The following is a 19,665-nucleotide window of genomic DNA, read 5'->3' as shown; positions in this document are numbered from 1 at the left end:
TACAGTCAGGCAGAGGTATCTATGGATTTTGATAATATCGCCCGCGCGCTCATTCCGCTGCTCGGTGGCAAAGAGAACATCGCCAGTGCGGCGCACTGCGCAACGCGTCTTCGACTGGTGCTGGTCGACGACACGCTTGCCGATCAGCAGGCCATCGGCAAGGTTGACGGCGTTAAAGGCTGTTTTCGCAACGCCGGGCAGATGCAGGTGATTTTTGGTACGGGGGTGGTTAACAAGGTCTACGCCGCGTTTATCCAGGCGGCAGGGATTAGCGAATCCAGCAAGTCCGAAGCGGCCGACATGGCGGCACGCAAGCTGAACCCGTTCCAGCGCATTGCCCGACTGCTCTCGAACATCTTTGTGCCGATCATTCCTGCGATTGTGGCCTCCGGTTTACTGATGGGCCTGCTCGGGATGGTCAAAACCTACGGCTGGGTCAATGCCGATAACGCACTCTATATCATGCTGGATATGTGCAGCTCAGCGGCGTTTATCATTCTGCCGATCCTGATTGGCTTCACGGCCGCGCGTGAATTTGGCGGTAACCCATATCTGGGGGCGACCCTCGGCGGCATTCTGACGCATCCGGCGCTGACTAACGCCTGGGGCGTGGCGTCTGGCTTCCACACCATGAACTTCTTCGGCCTTGAGATTGCCATGATTGGCTATCAGGGAACGGTGTTCCCGGTGCTGCTGGCCGTCTGGTTTATGAGTATCGTGGAGAAAAACCTGCGCCGTATTATTCCGGATGCGTTAGATCTGATCCTGACGCCGTTCCTCACCGTTATTCTCTCCGGCTTTATTGCCTTGCTGATCATTGGCCCGGCCGGGCGTGCGTTAGGGGATGGCATTTCCTTTGTTCTGAGCACCCTGATCGCCCATGCGGGCTGGCTGGCCGGGCTGTTATTTGGCGGGCTTTACTCGGTTATCGTTATCACCGGTATTCACCACAGTTTCCATGCCATTGAAGCCGGGTTACTGGGGAATCCGTCGATTGGCGTTAACTTCCTGCTGCCTATCTGGGCGATGGCCAACGTGGCGCAGGGGGGAGCCTGTCTGGCGGTCTGGTTTAAAACCAAAGACGCAAAAATTAAAGCCATTACGTTACCGTCCGCGTTTTCGGCCATGCTGGGCATTACCGAAGCGGCAATATTTGGTATCAACCTGCGTTTCGTGAAACCGTTTATCGCCGCGCTGATTGGCGGTGCGGCAGGCGGGGCGTGGGTGGTCTCGGTACATGTTTATATGACCGCCGTCGGGCTGACTGCCATCCCGGGCATGGCGATCGTGCAGGCAAGCTCGCTACTCAACTATATTATCGGCATGGTGATTGCCTTCGGCGTGGCGTTTACCGTCTCGCTGCTGCTGAAATATAAAACGGATTCTGAATAATGACGTTACCTTCCCGCTGGCCTGCAATCCTGCAGGCCGTCATGAAAGGCCAGCCGCGTGCGTACGCCGACAGCCATTATCCGCAATGGCATCCGGCACCGGTGACGGGGCTGATGAACGATCCTAACGGGTTTATCTGGTTTGCCGGGCGTTACCACCTGTTCTATCAGTGGAATCCGCTGGATTGCGACCATCGCTATAAGTGCTGGGGACACTGGAGCTCCTCAGACCTGGTGCACTGGCAGCATGAACCGATGGCGCTGATGCCCGATGAGGAGTATGACCGCAACGGCTGCTATTCCGGCAGCGCCGTCGATAACAACGGTGTCCTGACGTTGTGTTATACCGGCAACGTGAAATTTGATGATGGCAGCCGCACCGCCTGGCAGTGCCTTGCCACGCAACAGGCTGACGGTACGTTCAAAAAACTCGGTCCGGTTCTTGCGCTGCCGGAAGGCTACACCGGGCACGTGCGTGACCCGAAAGTGTGGCAGCACGACGGGGTGTGGTACATGGTACTGGGGGCGCAGGATCTGCAAAAACGCGGCAAGGTGCTGCTGTTCACATCTGCCGATTTGCACCACTGGGCGTCTTGCGGAGAGATTGCCGGTCATGGCGTGAACGGCCTGACCGAGGCGGGATACATGTGGGAGTGCCCGGACCTGTTTGCCCTCGACGGGACACACGTACTGATCTGCTGTCCGCAGGGGCTGGCGCGCGAACCGCATCGCTATCTCAATACCTATCCGGCCACGTGGATGAGCGGGGCGTTCGACCATACCCGCGCTTTGTTTGAACATGGCGAGTTGCACGAGCTGGACGCCGGTTTCGAGTTCTATGCTCCCCAAACCACGGTGGCGGAAGACGGACGGCGGATCCTGATTGGATGGATGGGCGTGCCGGACGGAGAAGAGATGCTTCAGCCCACACGGGCGCAGGGGTGGATCCATCAGATGACCTGCCCGCGAGAATTACACTTCCGTGAGGGCAAACTGTGGCAGACGCCGGTGCGCGAACTGCACGCACTGCGCGAAGAGGAATGTTGCTGGCAGGGTAACGCCAGCGATGCCCCGGCTCTTGATGCGACGCGCCTTGAGTTCGAGCTCACCTCATCTTCAGTAACCGTGGATTTCGCCGGTGCGTTGCGCCTTATTGTCGAGGACAGCGGGTTGCGTCTGGAACGCGCCAGCCTGAAAACCGGGGAAACATTGACCCGTTACTGGCGGGGCGACGTTCATCATTTACGCGTCCTGTGTGACAGCTCCAGCGTTGAAATTTTCATCAATCATGGCGAAGGGGTGATGAGCAGCCGCTATTTTCCTGACCATCCGGCACGGGTGCGATTCGAAGGTGGGTCCGACATCACATTACGCTACTGGTCGCTGCGCGGCTGCATGGTAGAATAGGGTTTTGGCAGCCGGATCTAAGTCGTTGTGAGAAAAACAAAACGCGTCACAATTAAAGACATCGCGGAACTGGCGGGGGTTTCAAAAGCCACCGCCAGCCTGGTACTGAACGGGCGCAGCAAAGAGCTTCGCGTGGCGGAAGAGACGCGTGAGCGCGTGCTGGCGATTGCGAAAGAGCATCATTACCAGCCCAGCATTCACGCGCGCTCGCTGCGTGATAACCGTAGCCACACCATCGGTCTGGTGGTGCCGGAGATCACTAACTACGGCTTTGCGGTGTTTTCTCACGAACTGGAGACGCTGTGCCGTGAGGCGGGCGTTCAACTGCTCATCTCCTGCAGTGATGAAAACCCGGGGCAGGAGACGGTGGTGGTTAATAACATGGTGGCGCGTCAGGTGGACGGGCTGATTGTGGCCTCCAGCATGCTCAATGATGCCGACTACCAGAAGCTGAGCGAACAGCTGCCGGTCGTCCTTTTTGACCGCCATATGAACGACAGCACATTGCCGCTGGTGATCACCGATTCCATTACCCCGACGGCGGAACTGGTGGCCGACATTGCGCGCCAGCATCCTGATGAAATTTACTTCCTTGGCGGGCAGCCGCGGCTTTCCCCGACGCGCGATCGTCTGGAAGGGTTTAAGCAAGGGCTGCAAGAGGCCAATGTGGCGCTGCGCCCGGAGTGGATCATTCACGGAAACTATCACCCGAGCTCCGGCTACGAGATGTTCGCCGAGCTGTGCGCCCGCCTGGGACGCCCGCCAAAAGCCTTGTTCACTGCCGCCTGTGGTCTGCTGGAAGGGGTATTGCGCTATATGGGGCAGCATAACCTGATGCAAAGTGATATCCGGTTAGCCAGCTTTGACGATCACTACCTTTACGACTCGCTCACCATTCCGGTTGATACCATTCGCCAGGATAACCGCCAGCTGGCGTGGCACTGCTTTGATCTGATTGGCAAACTGATCGACGGCGAAACGCCACAACCGTTACAGCGAAAACTGGATGCCACCCTGCTGCGGCGCTATAAAGCGAAAGCATAGCCCTGGCTGCTGAAGGGAAACGTTAATAACTTTAATTAATTTAAGTTTTGGATCGGCCGATAACGATAGGGAATGTTTATTCTTGAGGTATCGGTCCATGTCGTTAAAAAAATCATCCCTGATTGTCCTTTTTGCTCTGCTTTTCTTCTTTGTCGTCAGCACCATTACCAGCGTTGGCCTCATTATTAAAAGTAATAATTCCCTGGATAATGTGAACAAAGAAATCCAGGTTGTGCTGTCGATCATTGATCCCATCAACCACAGCCGTACCTTGCGTGTCAGGGTGATGGAGTACGTGAAGATGGTGGAAGCGGGGAACTCGGCTGATGAGTCAGCGAAACTTTCCGCGGTTAAAGAGGCCCTCACAAAAGCGGATCATGCCTTTGCGGCGTTTATGGCGTCTCCGCGCCTGTCGGATGAAGCGCCGCTGGTGAGCGCGTATCAGGATGCCTGGCAAAACTACCGTAACCAGGGGCTGGCACCGTTGATTGACGCCGTCGCTGCGCACGATGTCGCGAAGTTTAATGCGCTTATACCGGAGGTGTCCCGCCTCGACCGTCAGTATGAAATCGTTCTCGATCAGGTGCTTGCCGTTCACCAGAAATATGCCAAAACCCTGAACGAGGATGCGAGCAGTAATTTCATCTCCGGTCTGGCGATCATTGCGGCGATTGCTTTCCTGTTTGTAATCGTGATTGTTGCCGTCAGCCTGCTGATGAAGCGCTTTGTTTTCGCGCCGGTCAACCTGGCACGCAAGCACTGCAGCCAGATCGCCGCCGGTAAACTGGACATTCCAGTGCCGGTAAAAGGCACCTCCGGCAATGAAATCGATCACCTGATGGGCTCAATGGAGCAGATGCGCCAGGCGCTTCTGTCGACTATCGCTCAGGTGCGTGACGCGAGCCATACCGTCACCCACGCCGCGCAGGAAATTGCTTCCGGGAATATCGATCTGGCTTCACGCACCGAGCAGCAGGCCTCCGCGTTAACCCAGACGGCGGCCAGCATGGAAGAGCTGAGCGCGACCGTGGCGAATAACACCGATAACGTTCACCAGGCAGGAAAACTGGTGCAGGACGCGGTGAACAATGCGCACACCGGTGAGGCCGTGACCCGCGAAGTGATCGAAACGATGAATACCATCGCGGCGAACTCTAAGCGCATCGAGGACATCACCAGCGTCATCAACAGCATTGCTTTCCAGACCAACATTCTGGCGCTGAACGCCGCGGTTGAAGCAGCACGCGCCGGTACACAGGGACGCGGCTTCGCCGTGGTGGCCAGTGAAGTGCGCACCCTTGCACAGAAAAGCGCGGTTGCCGCGAAAGACATTGAAAGCCTGATTGCCCAGTCGGTTTCCAGCGTCAAAAACGGTGCTGAACTGGTGAACCGTTCAGGCGAGGTCATTGATTCTATTATCAGTTCCGTGAATAAAGTGAATACGTTGATGGAGCAGATCTCCGTGGCCTCTGAAGAGCAGAGCCGTGGGATCAGCCAGGTTGGTCAGGCGGTGACAGAGATGGATGGCGTGACCCAGCAGAACGCCGCGCTGGTTCAGCAGTCCGCCGCAGCCGCCGCTTCCCTGGAAGAGCAGGCGCAGCAGCTCTCAAGGAGTATTTCGAGCTTTAGTTTGCCGGCGCAGGCTTGATTGATAATGAGAGGCTCCTGAGGGAGCCTTTTTAATGTCTGGCGTAGCTGGAAAGCCGCGCCAGACAAGGCTTCACGTTTTACTACTAGCAGTCAAAAGCCATAAATGCAGGTTTTTTATGTCTTTTCGGAAAGCAGTTTTTTGAAAAAGACATGGTCGTATTGTAATAATGAGCTCATAAAGTATTGATTTTATTGCGACACAAGAGTTAGCATGAGGAATTGTAATAATCTATTGCTTTGTTTTTAAGTCTGGTGTTAAGTAGTTAGGTCTATTTTTCCTATGACTTTATTAATAGCCTAGTCTGGGCTCAATTGATTATATTGTTAAATTACAAGGGTATTTAAAATCACATGGAGATAAAAATCAGTGGTACAGGGCTTAGTATATTAATTCCAGTAGTTATTAGTTTCATTGGTGGTGCGTATGCCGTAGGGCAGTCAATAAATTCTGCTCAAGTAGAACATCAAAAAGAAATAATTGAAGAATACAAAAATTCAAGCCAACTTGATGCGCCTAATCTAATTTCTGCGTTGAGACAGTCAGCAAATGCATTAAAATTATCTGCGACTGAAAGGCATGCATTGGATGATGCAAAAACAAGAGTGGATGAGTATGCAAGGCGAATAGGTGTTTGTGAAGTGAAGTTGAAAGAGTCTGAGCAAAAAATAACTCAAATGACCGAGAGTTCTACTAAAGAGCAAACACAATGCGCTGCTCAAATTCAAAATTTGAAAAGCGAATTGGAATCATATGTGCCAGAAACAAAAGATATTAAACTCAAGCTTGGTATTGCGGCTGAGTTGATACGAGGTAAAGTAATGCTTGGTATTGGCGCAATTTATAATAGCCGCGCTGTTATCAATGTAAATTCAGATACTATATTCTTAAATGTTGGGGAAAGTACAAAAATAAAATCTGACAGACGTGACTGCGACTTGTGGTTAACAGGAGTTGATGAAAAAGCAGGTGAGGTAATTTTCAAATTAAATTGTCCTGTTGAGCGCAAACTCCCTTCTACCTCAGAATAAAATCATATTAAACACATGTTTTTGTTTAAACGTTGAACTAATAAATATAAAATTCATCAGTTTGATTTGTTACTTATCTGCTGGCACTAAAATTTGAAGCCCCGAATAATCGGGGCTTTATCATTCGACATGGTCAATATGTGGACATGACCTGAAATAAATCCTTTTATTTCATTGCGTTGAGGTTTTTAAAAAGGCTCCTGAGGGAGCCTTTTTAATGTCTGGTGTAGCTGGAAAGCCGCGGAAGCACTCTTACCAGGAAAGCGTGGGGGCATTTACGGCCAGCATTTGGACTCTGAGCTGGTACAAATTACCTGAGTAGCCGAATGACGCATCGTTCCAAAGCTTTTGGTCGTTAAGTCTTTGACTCCAAAAAGCAGCCTTGCCGCGCCTCGGAGTCCTGTCGATAACTGTGGAAAGCTCACCGGCGGTGGCGATCCAGATATGACCCTCACACTGTCTGAGCAAGCCGCAGCGGTGTTAAATCTGATTGAGCGCGGGGTTATCGGCTGGAATGAGCCAGACGTGGTGACAAGATTTATTTTGCACGTCTGTAAACGTTGTATTAGCGTGCAAAGTGGTGAGGTCGACTCATGAGACGGTGACGGGATTGCGTGGCGTAAAGTGCGTCTGGTGAGCTCTGGGGATGTGCCGCCTGGAGGCGACATTTTAACTGGGGTCATTCGGTCTCGATGCTGTAATCCTTAAAGCGGATCACCTCCATTCCGAGCCAGTCGTTTATCTCTTTGAAACGCTCCTGAAGCGACGTCAGCTCGTTACGCACAAATATTCGTGATACTTTCTCAACATCGCCGAGCGCGCCTTTACCACTCAGCAGCTGGAATGGTACGCGATTGCGGTTCTCATTTCCGGCATGTAGCGGATGACATGTGCTGCTGAGAAGAATGATCGCACCAGCTGGTAAACACTCTGATCGACGCCGATCGCATCAACGCCAATATAGTCGACGGTGTATTTTTCGGTGAGTGACCTGATGACCTTGGCATGTACGGCAAAATCGATAACTTTCCACCGATGGCGCTCAAGTATGGAGATTTTTTTCACCGGCAACTAGTGGCGGAGCCATTACCGCGCATTCCGCACTGTCGCAGGTATGTTACGAATCATAGCTAATTCTCTAAATTTTCAGGTAAGCAAGTCTGTAGAAGACTGCATAGATTAGGTAAGCTAAGAATCGGCTGGTTTTAATAAGAAAATTTATACATTAATGAAATGTGTGTCACAAAAAAAATCAGCTAACTCTTCTAACATATTGAAAAATATGGCAGCATGCTTTCAATCTTATTGTTGAACTTAGAATCTCTATATATGAATAACAATGACAGCAATCTAAATCTTTATTTAAAAGCTTTGCAAGAACTCAAAGAGGATGATTTTTCGAGAAATGTTCTTAAACCTCTCTTTGAGTCCATGTCTTTTTCTAGAGTGGATTTTGTTGGTGGTCCATACGAATACGGTAAAGATTTAGTTGCGCTACATGAAATCCCACTAAAAGGCACAAGTGTTTACGCAATCCAATCTAAGAAAATTGGGGAAAAATCAAACACTTCTGAAAAAGGTGTTCTTTCTGATTTGATTGTACAGTTAAGACAGTGTTTTTCAAAGAAAATAAAGCTTCACAATGGAAGTGAACAATTACCTGATCATGTTTATCTGGCGACGCCATTTCAAATTAGTCAACGGTTATTGACAGAGATTCACGAGCAGCTTTGTTGGGGTGATAAGAGGATTGAAATTTTAGACGGGCCGAGAGTAATAGAGTTAATTAGAGAATTTAAACCTCTTTTGCTGGAGAAGCTTCTTTCTTTAAGCGATAAACTCCAACTTCATGATTGTGAACAATTAAATAATTTAGAGCTTATCTCTGCACTGAATCAAAAAAATTCCATAGATGAGTTAAACTGCTACAGTGACTTGGCATTTTTTATGGGTACAATAGATAGCAATGTGCTTCTTGATAGTACTTTTACTATAAAAAAAGAAAGGTTTACCCTATCTAAAGGCTCCTGGGATTTAATGAATAAAGAAGTATTTAAGCCTTTAGAAAAATTGATTGGTTTTTATCCCTTAATGCAATCAAGTTACGAAATTGAAAAACATTACAATCATGAGTTAGTTAAATATAAGTCAAAAGAAAATCAAAAAATAAAGGACGATATAACCCAGGCGGAGCAGTTGATTGCTACGAACACTCAGGCGATACGAAGTGTTATGTCTTCAGTAGATTCATCTGTCAATGGAATGTTATCTCAAAAGACAGACAATGCATTGTTACCAGTTGTTTTTGAAAGCCTTAATTTATTGAAAACTTTGGTGAATTCATCTTTCGATGAGACAGATATAAGAAAACTAGATATTTTTATAAGTGAATCTGGGATTGGTAGGCTTGCAGAGCAGTATAAGCAAAGTGTTTTTCCTGCTTTTTTAGAGGCTAGAAAAATAATTGATAGTATCGCTACTCAGAAAAATGAATATTTTGCGCTTAAATCTGAATACCTTGAAGAGCCTCAAATATCTTTAACCTTTCTACATGAGAAGATTGAAAGGTGGATTGAAAATAAATGCAAAGCATATAAGCAAGGTATTGCAGACATCAATAACCAAAGTGATTCTGTTGATTTGGTTTTGTTTTTATCAGATACTCAAAAAACTCTTAATGTACTGGATGTATTTATTAACAAGGCAGAGGATAGCAAGAAATACATTTCAGTTAATAAGAGGGCGAGTGGTTATTGTGATGGGTTGTCAATTTCACCGTTCGAGCTTTTTGACAGTAAATATGATATTGCAGTATTTGGTGGTGCTGGCGCTGGTAAAACAACAACACTTCAGATGTATGTTAAAAAATTACTAAAAGATCCATTGAGCAAAGTTATATACATTGCGTTAAATCGTTACATCAATAAAATAAGTGTTGTGCTGGATGATAAAGTCAAGAATTATGATGTTTTGCTTTCTATAATATTAACAGCTAAGAATTTAGAATCAAACCCCGAAAATATTCTTAGTATTAAGAGTTATTTTTCTGAAGAGGATAAGCTTAAGTTAGTGCTTGATGGTCTTGATGAGGCCTATGCAAAGTATCCAGGAATAATTGATGCAATAAATGAGTTCAAGACAAAGCATCCTTCAATACAAATCTTGATATCGAGTAGGGATTGTGTGAGTTACCTTTCTAAAGTTTGCTTTCTCGGAATCACTCTTCTTCCATTTAGTGAACCCCAGCTTTATAAGTTCATTAGATCTTGGTTCCAAAATAAAGATGTAGAATTAGGCGAAAGGGTGATTGATAGTATAATTGGGAAGGATGTTGCCGAAATAGTCAAGACCCCCTTGCTTGCTACGTTATTATGTGACTTAGCTGAAAAGGGTATAGACATACCTCGAAGTGAGAGTGAAATTTTTACTAAAAGACTTGAGCTATTTTGTGGCGTTTACGATACATATAAAGATATTCGGAGGACGACTCTTTCACAAAGTATTTTACAAAAGGCAGCAATAAAGATAGCTTACTCTTTGCATTCACGCAATCAACGCTCTGCCCAAAAAAGTGATATTATTAAATATCTTAATAATGATGCCGGTTTTAATTATGATAAAAATACGTGCATTACGGCTGTGGAAGAGTTGATTGATCCTTGCAATATTCTTGTGCTCGATACAATTTCAGGAACATATTCGTTTGGGCATTTGCGATATCAAGAGCATTTAACATCACTCGAGCTTTTATTTAATAGGTCTATCGAATTGGTTTCATATTTGAAGAATGATTGGTGGAGAGGCGCTTTATGTCTATATGCTCAAAGTTGTGAGTTTTTTTCACTCATTGAAGAGTTTACTATGAAATATCACAATATAGGCCCTGCGCTAATTACGCTCAGAGAAATGGCAAAATATCGTCCACTTAAAGAGCAAAATAATATTTTGAGTTTGATTAATGGGTATGAGCGAAGTGATGACGGTTATTATCATAAATCTGATTGGGATATGGATGATTCATGGAGAGAGAACTTCTTAGATTATTAAATGGTTTGCAGAGTAGGTTTCGAAAAAAAACACTGGGATCGTGCTAATCTTTAATAAATTAATTACCAGCCATTTGATGTAACTGATTGTTTTAGTTGATAAAAATATTTTTAATTATCTCACCTATCACAAACCCCCTCTCGATTGCCGCTGGCCTTGCCCGGCGGCATTCTTTCCTCATAAATAATTTAGATTTTCTGCAGGAAATCGCACGCGCGATCTCGCAATCTTATCAGCAGCGACATCGTGACCAACGTCGGCCACGACGAAGGCTTTGCCGCGTCCAGACTGGCGGCATGCAAACCATCTGGTTAAACTGACTCACCTCCCGCGCCAGTCGCTCTCTCGTATGGTGGGCTCCCTCGGTTGGTGAGCAGGGATTGCTGGCTATCGGTGGTGGGCTCGACACGTCATTTGTATTACCGGTTATTTCTCTGATGTCCATCCCGCTCTATCGGCCTCGCCTGATGCATTACATGAGTCATGTCCTGTCGGGGCGGTCATCAAATTCCAGTCAGAAAACGGGGTGCTCAGCCTACCAAGCATCCCCCGCAGACGACACGACGTTTCCTCCTACGCCAGCCGTCATGGAGTCGGACACTGACCACTGTCTGCGCATTCAGCAGTCCTTAGAGGGGCTAATTAGTTAAACGAATTTTTCGTACGAGATGATGTGTCGGGAGGCGATGCATAGCGCCCACCCGTCGTGAGTGATATGCGTTAAAATCCATAAGTACAAAAAATTTTATATTCTCCCCAGCAATATTTCCCCGCCTCATCCGTCTACCTCATCACAAGCCATACTCAATCACTGTAAATGAGGTAAACACCATGAGAGATTTCGATATGCACGGAAGAGGGCACGGACGCGGGTTTGGCCGCCACCGTATGGGTAAAGGGCTGGTGATAGGCGCGGTAATCGTCCTTGTGCTTGGACTGGTGGTCATGACCCTCTGGAATGCCTTACTCCCGGCCATTCTTGGCGTGAAAGCCATCGGTTTCTGGCAGGCGCTGGGGATTCTGGTATTAAGCCGGATCCTGTTCGGTGGGCTGGGCTTCCGTCCGGGAATGTTCGGCGCGCACCGTCGTATGCACGAACGCTGGATGAACATGACCCCCGAGCAGCGTGAGGCGTTTATTCAGCAGCGTCGCGAAGGCTTTGGTCGCCATGGTCGCGGGCATTGCGGCTGGCACGGTCATCGCGAAGATAAACGCGACGACAGCACGCCGAAAACGCCGGAAGCAGAGTGAGCGAGATGAAAACCGGGCTGGCGGGAGAGTCATTGCTAATGTCGGCGCTTAATGCCTGCCGCGCCCGGCTGAAAGCCTTTATCCGCGGACGAACGTCCGTGCGCGATGATGCCGACGATATTTTGCAGGAAGTCACCTATCAACTGATGAAAGTGGAGCAGCCGGTCGAAAACGTCGCCGCCTGGCTGTTTCGCGCGGCACGTAATGAGATGACCGACCGGGCGCGGAAAAAACGTGAGGTCTCTCTTTCAGGATATTTTACCGGGGATGATGAGGACTTCCCCGAAGATGAACTGGCGGAAACCCTGTTCGGTGTCCCGCATACGCCGGAGGAGGAGTACCTCAAAACGCTGCTGTGGGAAGAACTGGGCCAGGCGCTGTCTGAACTTCCGCTGCTTCAGCGCGAGGTTTTTGAAAAAACGGAGCTCCAGGGCTACAGCATTAAAATGCTGGCAGAGGAAACCGGGGCCAGTGAGCAGGCGCTGTTATCGCGTAAGCACAAGGCGGTGCTTTTCCTGCGCACGCGACTGCGGGACGTCTATGATGCGCTGACCGGTGACTAACGCCGACAGACAAAACCTTACATTGTCAGGACTTGTAGATTCATCACTATCGTTTATGATCGGGGCGTCTGGTAAATTTGGAACGTTATGCGCAACCGTCAGCTTCTGGGAAAATGGCTTTTGATAATCACGTGTCTGGCGATGGCTATTTGCCTGGTGCAGCGTGCGGTTTATCTCAACCATTTTTTGCAGGGACTGGATCCGCAAACGACCCTGATTGCTGATGCCCCGGCTCAAACCAGCGACGCTGAGCCGTCCGGGCCATCGCCGTGTCAGTTAGGCGCACACTCGCTGCTTTGTGCTCAGCCGCTGTTCTTTGATGGTGCGCTACCGGCGATTATCATCTTCTTCGCGCTACTTCAGTTGTTTACGCAAGGGCGGGCATGCGTTCCGAGAGAACAGCCCGTTCAGGCACCGCCTCCCCGAATACACCTCAAAAACTGCGTTTTTCGTGAATGAAAAGCATCGTCACCACACGATAATTTTCACTATTCACGGAGTAAAACATGTTTAACCTCTTCAGGGGATTCGTCTTCCTGTGGCTGTCCTGCATCGGCATTGTCCATGCGGCGGATACAGGCTGGCTGGTTTCCCCGCAAAACGATCATGCCCGGATCCGCGTTCAGGCGGAAAGGGAGCAAAACCGCATCCTCGCGCTGCTCACCGTTGAGCTGCAGCCAGGCTGGAAAACCTACTGGCGTTCACCCGGCGAGGGCGGCGTAGCCCCGAAAATCACCTGGCCGGCTGGCGTAACGGATGACTGGCACTGGCCGGTGCCTTCGCGCTTTGATATCTCCGGGATGACCACCCAGGGCTATCACGGTAAGGTCATCATCCCCATCACCCTCGACGGTGCGGCGGGGGATGCGCTCGACGGGACGCTTACCCTTTCCACGTGCAGTAATGTCTGTCTGCTGACGGACTATAAGCTGCATCTTGATTTTAACCAGCCGGTGGATGAGGGATTCAGCCACGCGTTTGAACGCGCGATGCAGGCCATTCCCGCGACATCTGGCGTGTCCGCAGACCTGTCAGCCTGGTTATCAGACGACAAGCTGATCATTACGGGAACCACACAAGGGCAATGGGACAAGCCAGGGATCTATTTTGACCCGCTGGAAGGCGACATTCTTCCCGGAGAACCGACCCTCAAAGCCGACGGCAATCAGCTTAGGGTAACGGTGCCCGTGACCGATGAGTGGGGAGATAAACCCACTTCGCTGCAGGGAAAAGCGCTGTCGTTTGTGCTCACCAATGGCGATAAAGCGCAGCAAACCGTGATGACCGTCGGGGCAACGCCCGCGGAACCGTCAGCGGCGGGCGTGTCTGAGGGAACCGGCAAAATGGTGCTCTTTGCGCTACTGGGCGGCTTGATCCTGAACCTGATGCCTTGCGTGCTGCCGGTGATGGGCATGAAGCTCAACAGCGTGCTCCATGCGGGCTCAGACAGGCGGATGATCAGGCTCCGTTTTCTGGCAACCAGTGCCGGGATCCTGGTCTCCTTTATGCTGCTGGCCGCAATGGTGACCGCGCTTAAGCTGACCGGTGCCTCGCTGGGCTGGGGTATTCAGTTCCAGAATCCGTGGTTTATTGGCCTGATGGTCGCGGTGACCTTCCTCTTCGCACTCAATCTGTTCGGGGCGTTTGAGATGCTGCTGCCATCTGCCGCCGCAGGACGGCTGGCAACGGCAGGGGGAACGGGGCTTGCCGGCAGTTTCTGCGAAGGGATGTTTGCCACGCTGCTGGCCACACCATGTTCTGCGCCGTTCCTCGGCACGGCGGTGGCATTTGCCCTTGGCGCACCGCTGCATTCCCTGTGGCTTATCTTCCTGATGCTCGGCGTGGGGATGAGTTTGCCGTGGTTGTTCGTTGCGCTGGTTCCAAAAACCGCCATGCTGCTGCCAAAACCCGGTCGCTGGATGAACGGCCTGAAAATTATTCTTGGCCTGATGATGCTGGCTTCCAGCCTGTGGCTGGTGACGTTGCTTAGCCCGCATCTGGGTGAGGCGGTGAGCCAGAGCGTGATGTTAGTGCTTATCGTCGTCGCTATCGCACTGCTTGCGATGACCGGGCAGAAAACCTCGCCGTTGTTCTGGTGCGTGGTGATCGCGCTGTCAGCCTTTGGCGGGTACCAGCTGCGCGGGTTGCTTACCTCACCGCCTGTAACAAACACCGCAAGCGTCGCTCAGGCAATCCCGTGGCAACCGCTAAGTGAAGACGCTATTCAGGGTGCCCTTGCGCAGGGCAAACGGGTCTTCGTGGATATCTCCGCGGACTGGTGTGTCACCTGCAAGGTAAATGAGCATCGGGTGTTGAACCAGCCTGACGTTATTGCCGCGCTTAGCCAGCCGGACGTGGTGGCGCTGCGTGGCGACTGGAGCAAGCCGTCAGCGTTTATCGCCGAATTCCTTGAAAAGCGAAACCGTTACGCCATCCCGTTTAATGAGGTGTACGGCCCGGGCTTCCCTGAGGGGGAGATGCTTTCGCCGTTGCTGGATAAAGACACGCTTATTGCCACCCTGAACAACGCTAAAGGCTAAATGTATTATGAAAAGAATCCTTATAACGCTTCTGCTACTGTTGACCTCAGCACAGGTGATGGCGGCGCAGACCATGACGCCGGAACAGGAGCAACGTGCACAGAAGATGGTTTATGACTTTCTGTTTAACGACCCGGACTCGCCGCGCATTGGCGCTAAGGATCCGAAGCTCACCCTGGTGGTCTTTACGGATTACAACTGCCCGTACTGCAAGAAATTCGATCCTTACCTGGAAAAGATCGTCGAAAAACACCCGGATGTGGCGGTGGTATTTAAGTTTTTGCCTTTCCGGTCGGAAAGTTCACTGACCTCAGCACGCGATGCCTTAACCGTCTGGCGCGCGCATCCTGAGCAATTTATGAAATTTAACCATACCCTGATGGCCAAAAAGGGATATCACGATGACGCCAGCATTCAGGAGGCGCAAAAGCGGGCCGGGGTGAACGTCACAACGCCTGATGATGAGAGCCTGGTGACGATCAAACGCAGCCTGATTATCGCCGAAAAGATGGGTATCCAGGGAACACCGGCCACGCTGATTGGCGAAGGGTTACTCCCGGGCTGGGTTCCTTTTGAACAGTTCGATGAAATGGTCAGTGACGCACTGAAAAATCGTTAACGTGAAGGGGGCGGTTCGCCCCCCAATAATCCCGGAGCGGAAAATGAAAAAATTACTGTTACTGTCGGTGCTGGCAACGTCAGGGCTGGCGCAGGCCGCTGAAGCGATACCGGATGTGGTGAAGCTCTTCAGCGAGCAGCAGAATATCAAAATCATTAAGAAAATTGATGCACCAGGGGGCGCGCCGGCCTGGCTGGGGCAGTATCAGGATATGGGCGTTACGCTGTTTTTAACCCCTGACGGCAAGCACGTAATTTCTGGCTATCTGTACGATGAAAAGGGAAAAAACCTGAGTGAAGGCTATTTCCAGAAAGAGATCTACGCCCCGATGGGACGCGAAATGTGGAAGCAACTGAACGCGGCGCATCCCCTGAAAGAGGGGGCGGATAACGCTCCGCGCAAAGTCTTCGTCTTTGCCGATCCGTTCTGCCCATACTGCAAGCAATTCTGGTCCGAGGCGCAGCCGTGGGTGAAGGCGGGCAAGGTGCAGCTTAATACGCTGCTGGTGGCGTTTCTCAACCCCAACAGTGGGCGTAATGCCTCCGCTATCCTGAATGCGAAAGATCCCGTTTCGGCATGGCGTGATTACGAGCTTTCTGGCGGGAAAAAATTGCCAAAACCGCAGGGCACTGCATCCCGTGAAACCGTCGACATACTGCAAAAACACCAGACGTTAATGGACAACCTGGGCGCGAACGCTACGCCCGCCATTTATTATCTGAATGCCGATAATGAGCTTCAGCAGGTGGTCGGCATGCCGGATGAGAAACAGCTTGAGGCGATGTTTGGGCCGAAGCCGTAGTAAAAAAAACAGGCAGAAACAGGGTGTTTCTGCCTGATGTTGACCGGTCAGCTACCCCAGCGTCCGCGCAGGTAGCTGACGGCTTCCTGCGTCTGCGGCTGGTTAAGATAATCTTCGCGGAACAGGATCGTGCCATTCACGTTGGGCAGAGAATCGTTGAGATCGAGCTGTTTTTTCAGCTCCGGCACGCCGCCCTGAACCGTCCAGTCCGGCTCATTTTTCGACGGTTCACCTACCTTGTAGAACGCAATGCCGATATACAGGCGGGTATGCGTCGGTTTCACCACCTCTGCCCACCATTTCGTCAGCACGTCATAGCGCGCCGCATCCCGGGAGAAAGGCCAGTAAATTTGTGGCGCGATATAGTCCAGCAGACCCTGCTGCACCCACTGACGCGTGTCGGCATAGGATTCATCGTAGGCTGCGGCACCGCGCGTGTCTGAGCCTGCCGGGTCGAATGAGCGGTTACGCCATACGCCAGCCGGGCTGACACCAAACTCCACGCCCGGTTTCGTCTGCTTAATGGCCCGGGAGACCTGCACAATCAGCTGCTGTGTATTGTGGCGGCGCCAGTCTGCTTTAGAGGCAAATCCCTGACCGTATTGTCTGAAAGTCTGCGCGTCATTGAGCGCGGATCCCGGTGATTCGGTATAGAAATAGTCGTCAAACTGCACGCCATCAATGGGATAGTGCGCAACCACTTCGGTGACTACCTGCGTTATCCAGTCACGCACTTGCGGAATGCCGGGGTCGAGCACAAAACGATCGCCGGCAATGCGGATCCATTCCGGGTGCTGGACATAAACGCTGGAAGGGTGCAATGACGACGTGCGGTTCAGCGCGGCAATGGTCGACGGTTTGGTATTGGTTGAAACGCGGTAAGGGTTGAACCAGGCATGGACTTTCATGCCGCGCTTGTGCGCTTCATCGAGCATAAACTGCAGCGGATCGTAGCCCGGGTACTCGCCGATATTGCCGGTGAGCATATCTGACCACGGCAGAATTTTAGACGACCAGAGCGCCGTGCTGTCCGGTTTGACCTGGAAAAACACGGTATTGATACCGAGGTGCTTAAGCTTGTCGAGCTTGTTCGTCAGGGCCTGTTTTTGCATCGCGATACGGTCTTGCGCATCACGGCCATTCACTGAGGCCACCGGGGGCCAGTCCAGGCGTGAGACGGTTGCCAGCCAGATCCCACGCATCGGCTCGTTAGCCTGCTGGGTCGGTTTGCTCGCGGTTGGGAGAGGCGTTACCAGTGATTTTGGTGGTTTTGAGGAGCAACTAACAAGTAAAAGTGCGCAGGCAGTCAGCGCACCAATCCGTTTTACATGTCGCGTCATTTGCGTTTTAGCTCTTGGTTATCCGACTGTTAGCCCAGGGGTTAAAGGCGGGTTCGTCCGGTTCTGCGATCCCCTCATCATTCAGGGAATCAAGATACAGGGCTTCAACTTCTGCGCGAGCCCAGGGCGTGCGGCGCAGAAATTTCAGGCTCGATTTAACGCTTGGGTCTTTTCTGAAACAGTTAATTTTGATTCGATCGCCCAACTCACTCCAGCCATATCGTGCAACCAGGGCATTGACCTGCATCTCCAGCGTTACGCCATGTAAAGGGTCTTTAGAAAGGTGTGCAGTCATAAGCGTCCGGATGTCTCAGTTCTTGTGGGGTTGGGGTTAACGACGAAAGGGTACAAGAAAGCAGGGGAAGCGGCAATTTCCCTTTTTGCCTGCGATGAAAAACAGAAGAGCGTATGACCCGAAAGCCATACGCTCTTTTGTATCGCGAACGCGCTAGTCGTGTTTTGTGTCAAACAAATCTGGTGCCCACGGACGTGGGTCAACCTCCATAAACGGCGCGCGTTCGAAGCGGTCCTTCAGCGCCCACGGTACCGTGCAATCGAAGATGGTCTTACAGGAAATGCCATTTCCGCGAATCGACGTGCTGTAATCCGGCGACTGCGACGGATCCAGCTGGTGGCCGCGGATCCCTGGAATAGTGGTGATGCTGACATCTCCCTGCATGCGGGTGGTCATCGCCCACAGGATGTCGTCACTGTCGAAAATATCCACGTCTTCGTCGACAAGAATGATGTTTTTCAGCTCGGAATAGGTCGCGAGTGCGATAAGCGCCGCCTGTCCCTGACGTCCTTCATCGGATGGCTGGCGTTTTTTCACCTGCAGAATGCCGAGGAACTTACCGCCGCCCGCGGTATGCGCATAGACATTTTGCAGGAAGCCCGGAATGGCCTCTTCAACGGCATTGCGGATGCTGGCCTCCGTTGGCAGGCCAGCGAGCGTGGTGTGCTCTTCACCTGGCCCCACCAGCGTTTGCAGAATTGCCTGGTGACGCAGGGTGACGGCTTTCACTTTGATGACGGGCAAAGAAGGGTTTGCCTCGCCGCAGTAGCCCGGAAATTCCGGCATCGCATGGCCACTGTTGGTGTGCTGATCTTCTCTAACGCGCACCCCTGGCAGCAGTTCGCCTTCGATAATGATTTCAGCCCGCGCGATCGCTTTCTCTTTTACCGCCACGCCCTGTACCAGTTCGACCGGTTTCTGACGCAGCGCCCCGGCAACGCCCAGTTCGTTATAACCAAACGGCGTCGTGGGCGCTTCAAAGCACGCACCGATATAAATCGCCGGGTCGAGCCCCATGTTGATCGTCACCGGCAGCGGTTTTCCGGCTGCTTCAGCCTTTTTACGAAAGACCTCAATGTGGCGCCCCGCGGCCAGGAACATGGAAAGCTCATCGCGCTCCTGAACGCAGAGACGGTGAATCGTGACGTCAGTCAGCGAACTGTCTTCCGGATCGCTTGCCAGTACCAGCCCCAGACAGAAGAACGGGCCAGCATCAATCGGCGTGTTGGTCGGGGCCGGAAGCAGTTTACGCAGATCAAAATCAGGATCGTCAGCGTAGAATACCTGCTCCTGGCAAGGGGCCTGCGATGCCGGGACAACAACCGGCGCGATCGGGTTTTTCACGGCCTGACCGACGTGCTGCGCGAGCGTCGAGGGTTCACATCCCAGAAGGAGTGCCGCTCTTTCCCGGCTGGCGTGCATGCCAACCAGGATACGCGAATCCGGATAGCCTTTAACGTTATTGAACATCATGGCCGGGCCCGTTCGGGTAGGGCGTTTCACCGTGCCGCCCGCACCAATGTGTCGATAAACACCCGCCAGCTCCGCGTTGGGATCCACCGGATGATCCGTTTCAATATACTGTCCTTCATGGCGTTGCAGTAACGCGATGGCACTTCTGAGATCGTTGACTGGGCTTTCCATTTTTTCCTCCCGTGTTTGCATGCCACCATTTTTATGGCAATAG

15 protein-coding genes and 5 pseudogenes are annotated in these 19,665 nt (G+C 51.3%); 15 read left to right on the top strand and 5 right to left on the bottom strand.

Annotated elements, in window-relative coordinates; all coding sequences use genetic code 11:
* Positions 1-21 precede the first annotated feature (21 nt).
* The 6 genes and pseudogenes from HV340_RS11300 to HV340_RS24455 form a co-directional block, all read left to right on the top strand.
* Positions 22-1,392 (top strand): sucrose-specific PTS transporter subunit IIBC, encoded by a 1,371-nt coding sequence (locus HV340_RS11300; protein WP_014170153.1) that lies wholly within the window; start codon positions 22-24, stop codon positions 1,390-1,392.
* A complete protein-coding gene (locus HV340_RS11295; protein WP_063924925.1) occupies positions 1,392-2,798 on the top strand; it encodes a sucrose-6-phosphate hydrolase in 1,407 nt (468 codons plus the stop codon). Before HV340_RS11300 ends, HV340_RS11295 begins: the two co-directional genes overlap by 1 nt.
* 27 nt (positions 2,799-2,825) lie before the next feature.
* Positions 2,826-3,842 (top strand): LacI family DNA-binding transcriptional regulator, encoded by a 1,017-nt coding sequence (locus HV340_RS11290; RefSeq protein ID WP_063924926.1) that lies wholly within the window; start codon positions 2,826-2,828, stop codon positions 3,840-3,842.
* A gap of 97 nt (positions 3,843-3,939) precedes the next feature.
* Complete coding sequence (locus HV340_RS11285; protein WP_181216535.1) at positions 3,940-5,490, top strand: methyl-accepting chemotaxis protein; 1,551 nt, start codon at positions 3,940-3,942, stop codon at positions 5,488-5,490.
* Between the two features lie 353 nt (positions 5,491-5,843).
* Positions 5,844-6,521, top strand: a complete 678-nt coding sequence (locus HV340_RS11280; RefSeq protein ID WP_181216534.1) for a hypothetical protein — start codon at positions 5,844-5,846, stop codon at positions 6,519-6,521.
* 270 nt (positions 6,522-6,791) lie between these two features.
* Positions 6,792-7,049, top strand: a pseudogene (locus HV340_RS24455) (replication endonuclease); the annotation flags it as partial.
* A gap of 151 nt (positions 7,050-7,200) precedes the next feature.
* Here the strand turns inward: HV340_RS24455 and HV340_RS11275 are convergent.
* Positions 7,201-7,383, bottom strand: a pseudogene (locus HV340_RS11275) (Presumed portal vertex protein); the annotation flags it as partial.
* Positions 7,374-7,629 (bottom strand): annotated as a pseudogene (locus HV340_RS11270) (oxidoreductase); the annotation flags it as partial. The pseudogenes HV340_RS11270 and HV340_RS11275, both read right to left, overlap by 10 nt.
* Before the next feature lie 221 nt (positions 7,630-7,850).
* On the opposite strand from HV340_RS11270, the gene HV340_RS11265 reads away from it, so the two are divergent.
* From HV340_RS11265 to dsbG, 9 genes and pseudogenes are all read left to right on the top strand, one after another.
* A complete protein-coding gene (locus HV340_RS11265; protein ID WP_126547780.1) occupies positions 7,851-10,568 on the top strand; it encodes a hypothetical protein in 2,718 nt (905 codons plus the stop codon).
* Between the two features lie 179 nt (positions 10,569-10,747).
* Positions 10,748-11,106 (top strand): annotated as a pseudogene (locus HV340_RS24450) (phage baseplate assembly protein V); the annotation flags it as partial.
* Positions 11,107-11,113: 7 nt separating this feature from the next.
* Positions 11,114-11,215 (top strand): annotated as a pseudogene (locus tag HV340_RS11260) (baseplate assembly protein); the annotation flags it as partial.
* Positions 11,216-11,399: 184 nt separating this feature from the next.
* Positions 11,400-11,819, top strand: coding sequence for a hypothetical protein (locus HV340_RS11255; RefSeq protein ID WP_025204156.1), 420 nt, complete (start codon positions 11,400-11,402; stop codon positions 11,817-11,819).
* Positions 11,820-11,824: 5 nt separating this feature from the next.
* Positions 11,825-12,382: an RNA polymerase sigma factor gene (locus tag HV340_RS11250; protein WP_080271902.1), complete on the top strand. Its 558-nt coding sequence runs from the start codon at positions 11,825-11,827 to the stop codon at positions 12,380-12,382.
* 87 nt (positions 12,383-12,469) lie between these two features.
* Positions 12,470-12,841 carry a hypothetical protein gene (locus tag HV340_RS11245; RefSeq protein WP_040017533.1) on the top strand — a complete coding sequence of 124 codons (372 nt, stop codon included), beginning with the start codon at positions 12,470-12,472 and terminating at the stop codon, positions 12,839-12,841.
* 47 nt (positions 12,842-12,888) lie between these two features.
* The gene (locus HV340_RS11240; protein WP_059306095.1) at positions 12,889-14,922 is read left to right on the top strand and encodes a protein-disulfide reductase DsbD domain-containing protein; all 2,034 of its coding nucleotides are present in this window, start codon (positions 12,889-12,891) and stop codon (positions 14,920-14,922) included.
* 7 nt (positions 14,923-14,929) lie between these two features.
* A complete protein-coding gene (locus HV340_RS11235) occupies positions 14,930-15,541 on the top strand; it encodes a DsbA family protein (RefSeq protein ID WP_020884110.1) in 612 nt (203 codons plus the stop codon).
* Between the two features lie 43 nt (positions 15,542-15,584).
* The gene (gene dsbG, locus HV340_RS11230; RefSeq protein WP_032678179.1) at positions 15,585-16,343 is read left to right on the top strand and encodes a thiol:disulfide interchange protein DsbG; all 759 of its coding nucleotides are present in this window, start codon (positions 15,585-15,587) and stop codon (positions 16,341-16,343) included.
* A 47-nt stretch (positions 16,344-16,390) separates the two neighbouring features.
* Here dsbG and HV340_RS11225 read toward each other — a convergent pair whose 3' ends face one another.
* From HV340_RS11225 to HV340_RS11215, 3 genes are all read right to left on the bottom strand, one after another.
* Positions 16,391-17,683 (bottom strand): glycoside hydrolase family 10 protein, encoded by a 1,293-nt coding sequence (locus HV340_RS11225; protein ID WP_014170106.1) that lies wholly within the window; start codon positions 17,681-17,683, stop codon positions 16,391-16,393.
* Between the two features lie 7 nt (positions 17,684-17,690).
* Positions 17,691-17,978, bottom strand: coding sequence for a VF530 family protein (locus tag HV340_RS11220; protein ID WP_014170105.1), 288 nt, complete (start codon positions 17,976-17,978; stop codon positions 17,691-17,693).
* A gap of 153 nt (positions 17,979-18,131) precedes the next feature.
* A complete protein-coding gene (locus HV340_RS11215) occupies positions 18,132-19,622 on the bottom strand; it encodes a UbiD family decarboxylase (protein ID WP_020884113.1) in 1,491 nt (496 codons plus the stop codon).
* Positions 19,623-19,665 lie beyond the last annotated feature (43 nt).

The organism is Enterobacter sp. RHBSTW-00975 (assembly GCF_013615235.1).
Taxonomy (GTDB): domain Bacteria; phylum Pseudomonadota; class Gammaproteobacteria; order Enterobacterales; family Enterobacteriaceae; genus Enterobacter; species Enterobacter ludwigii.
The sequence above is the reverse complement of the archived record's forward strand: the minus strand, read 5'-3'. Positions and strand labels throughout refer to the sequence as shown.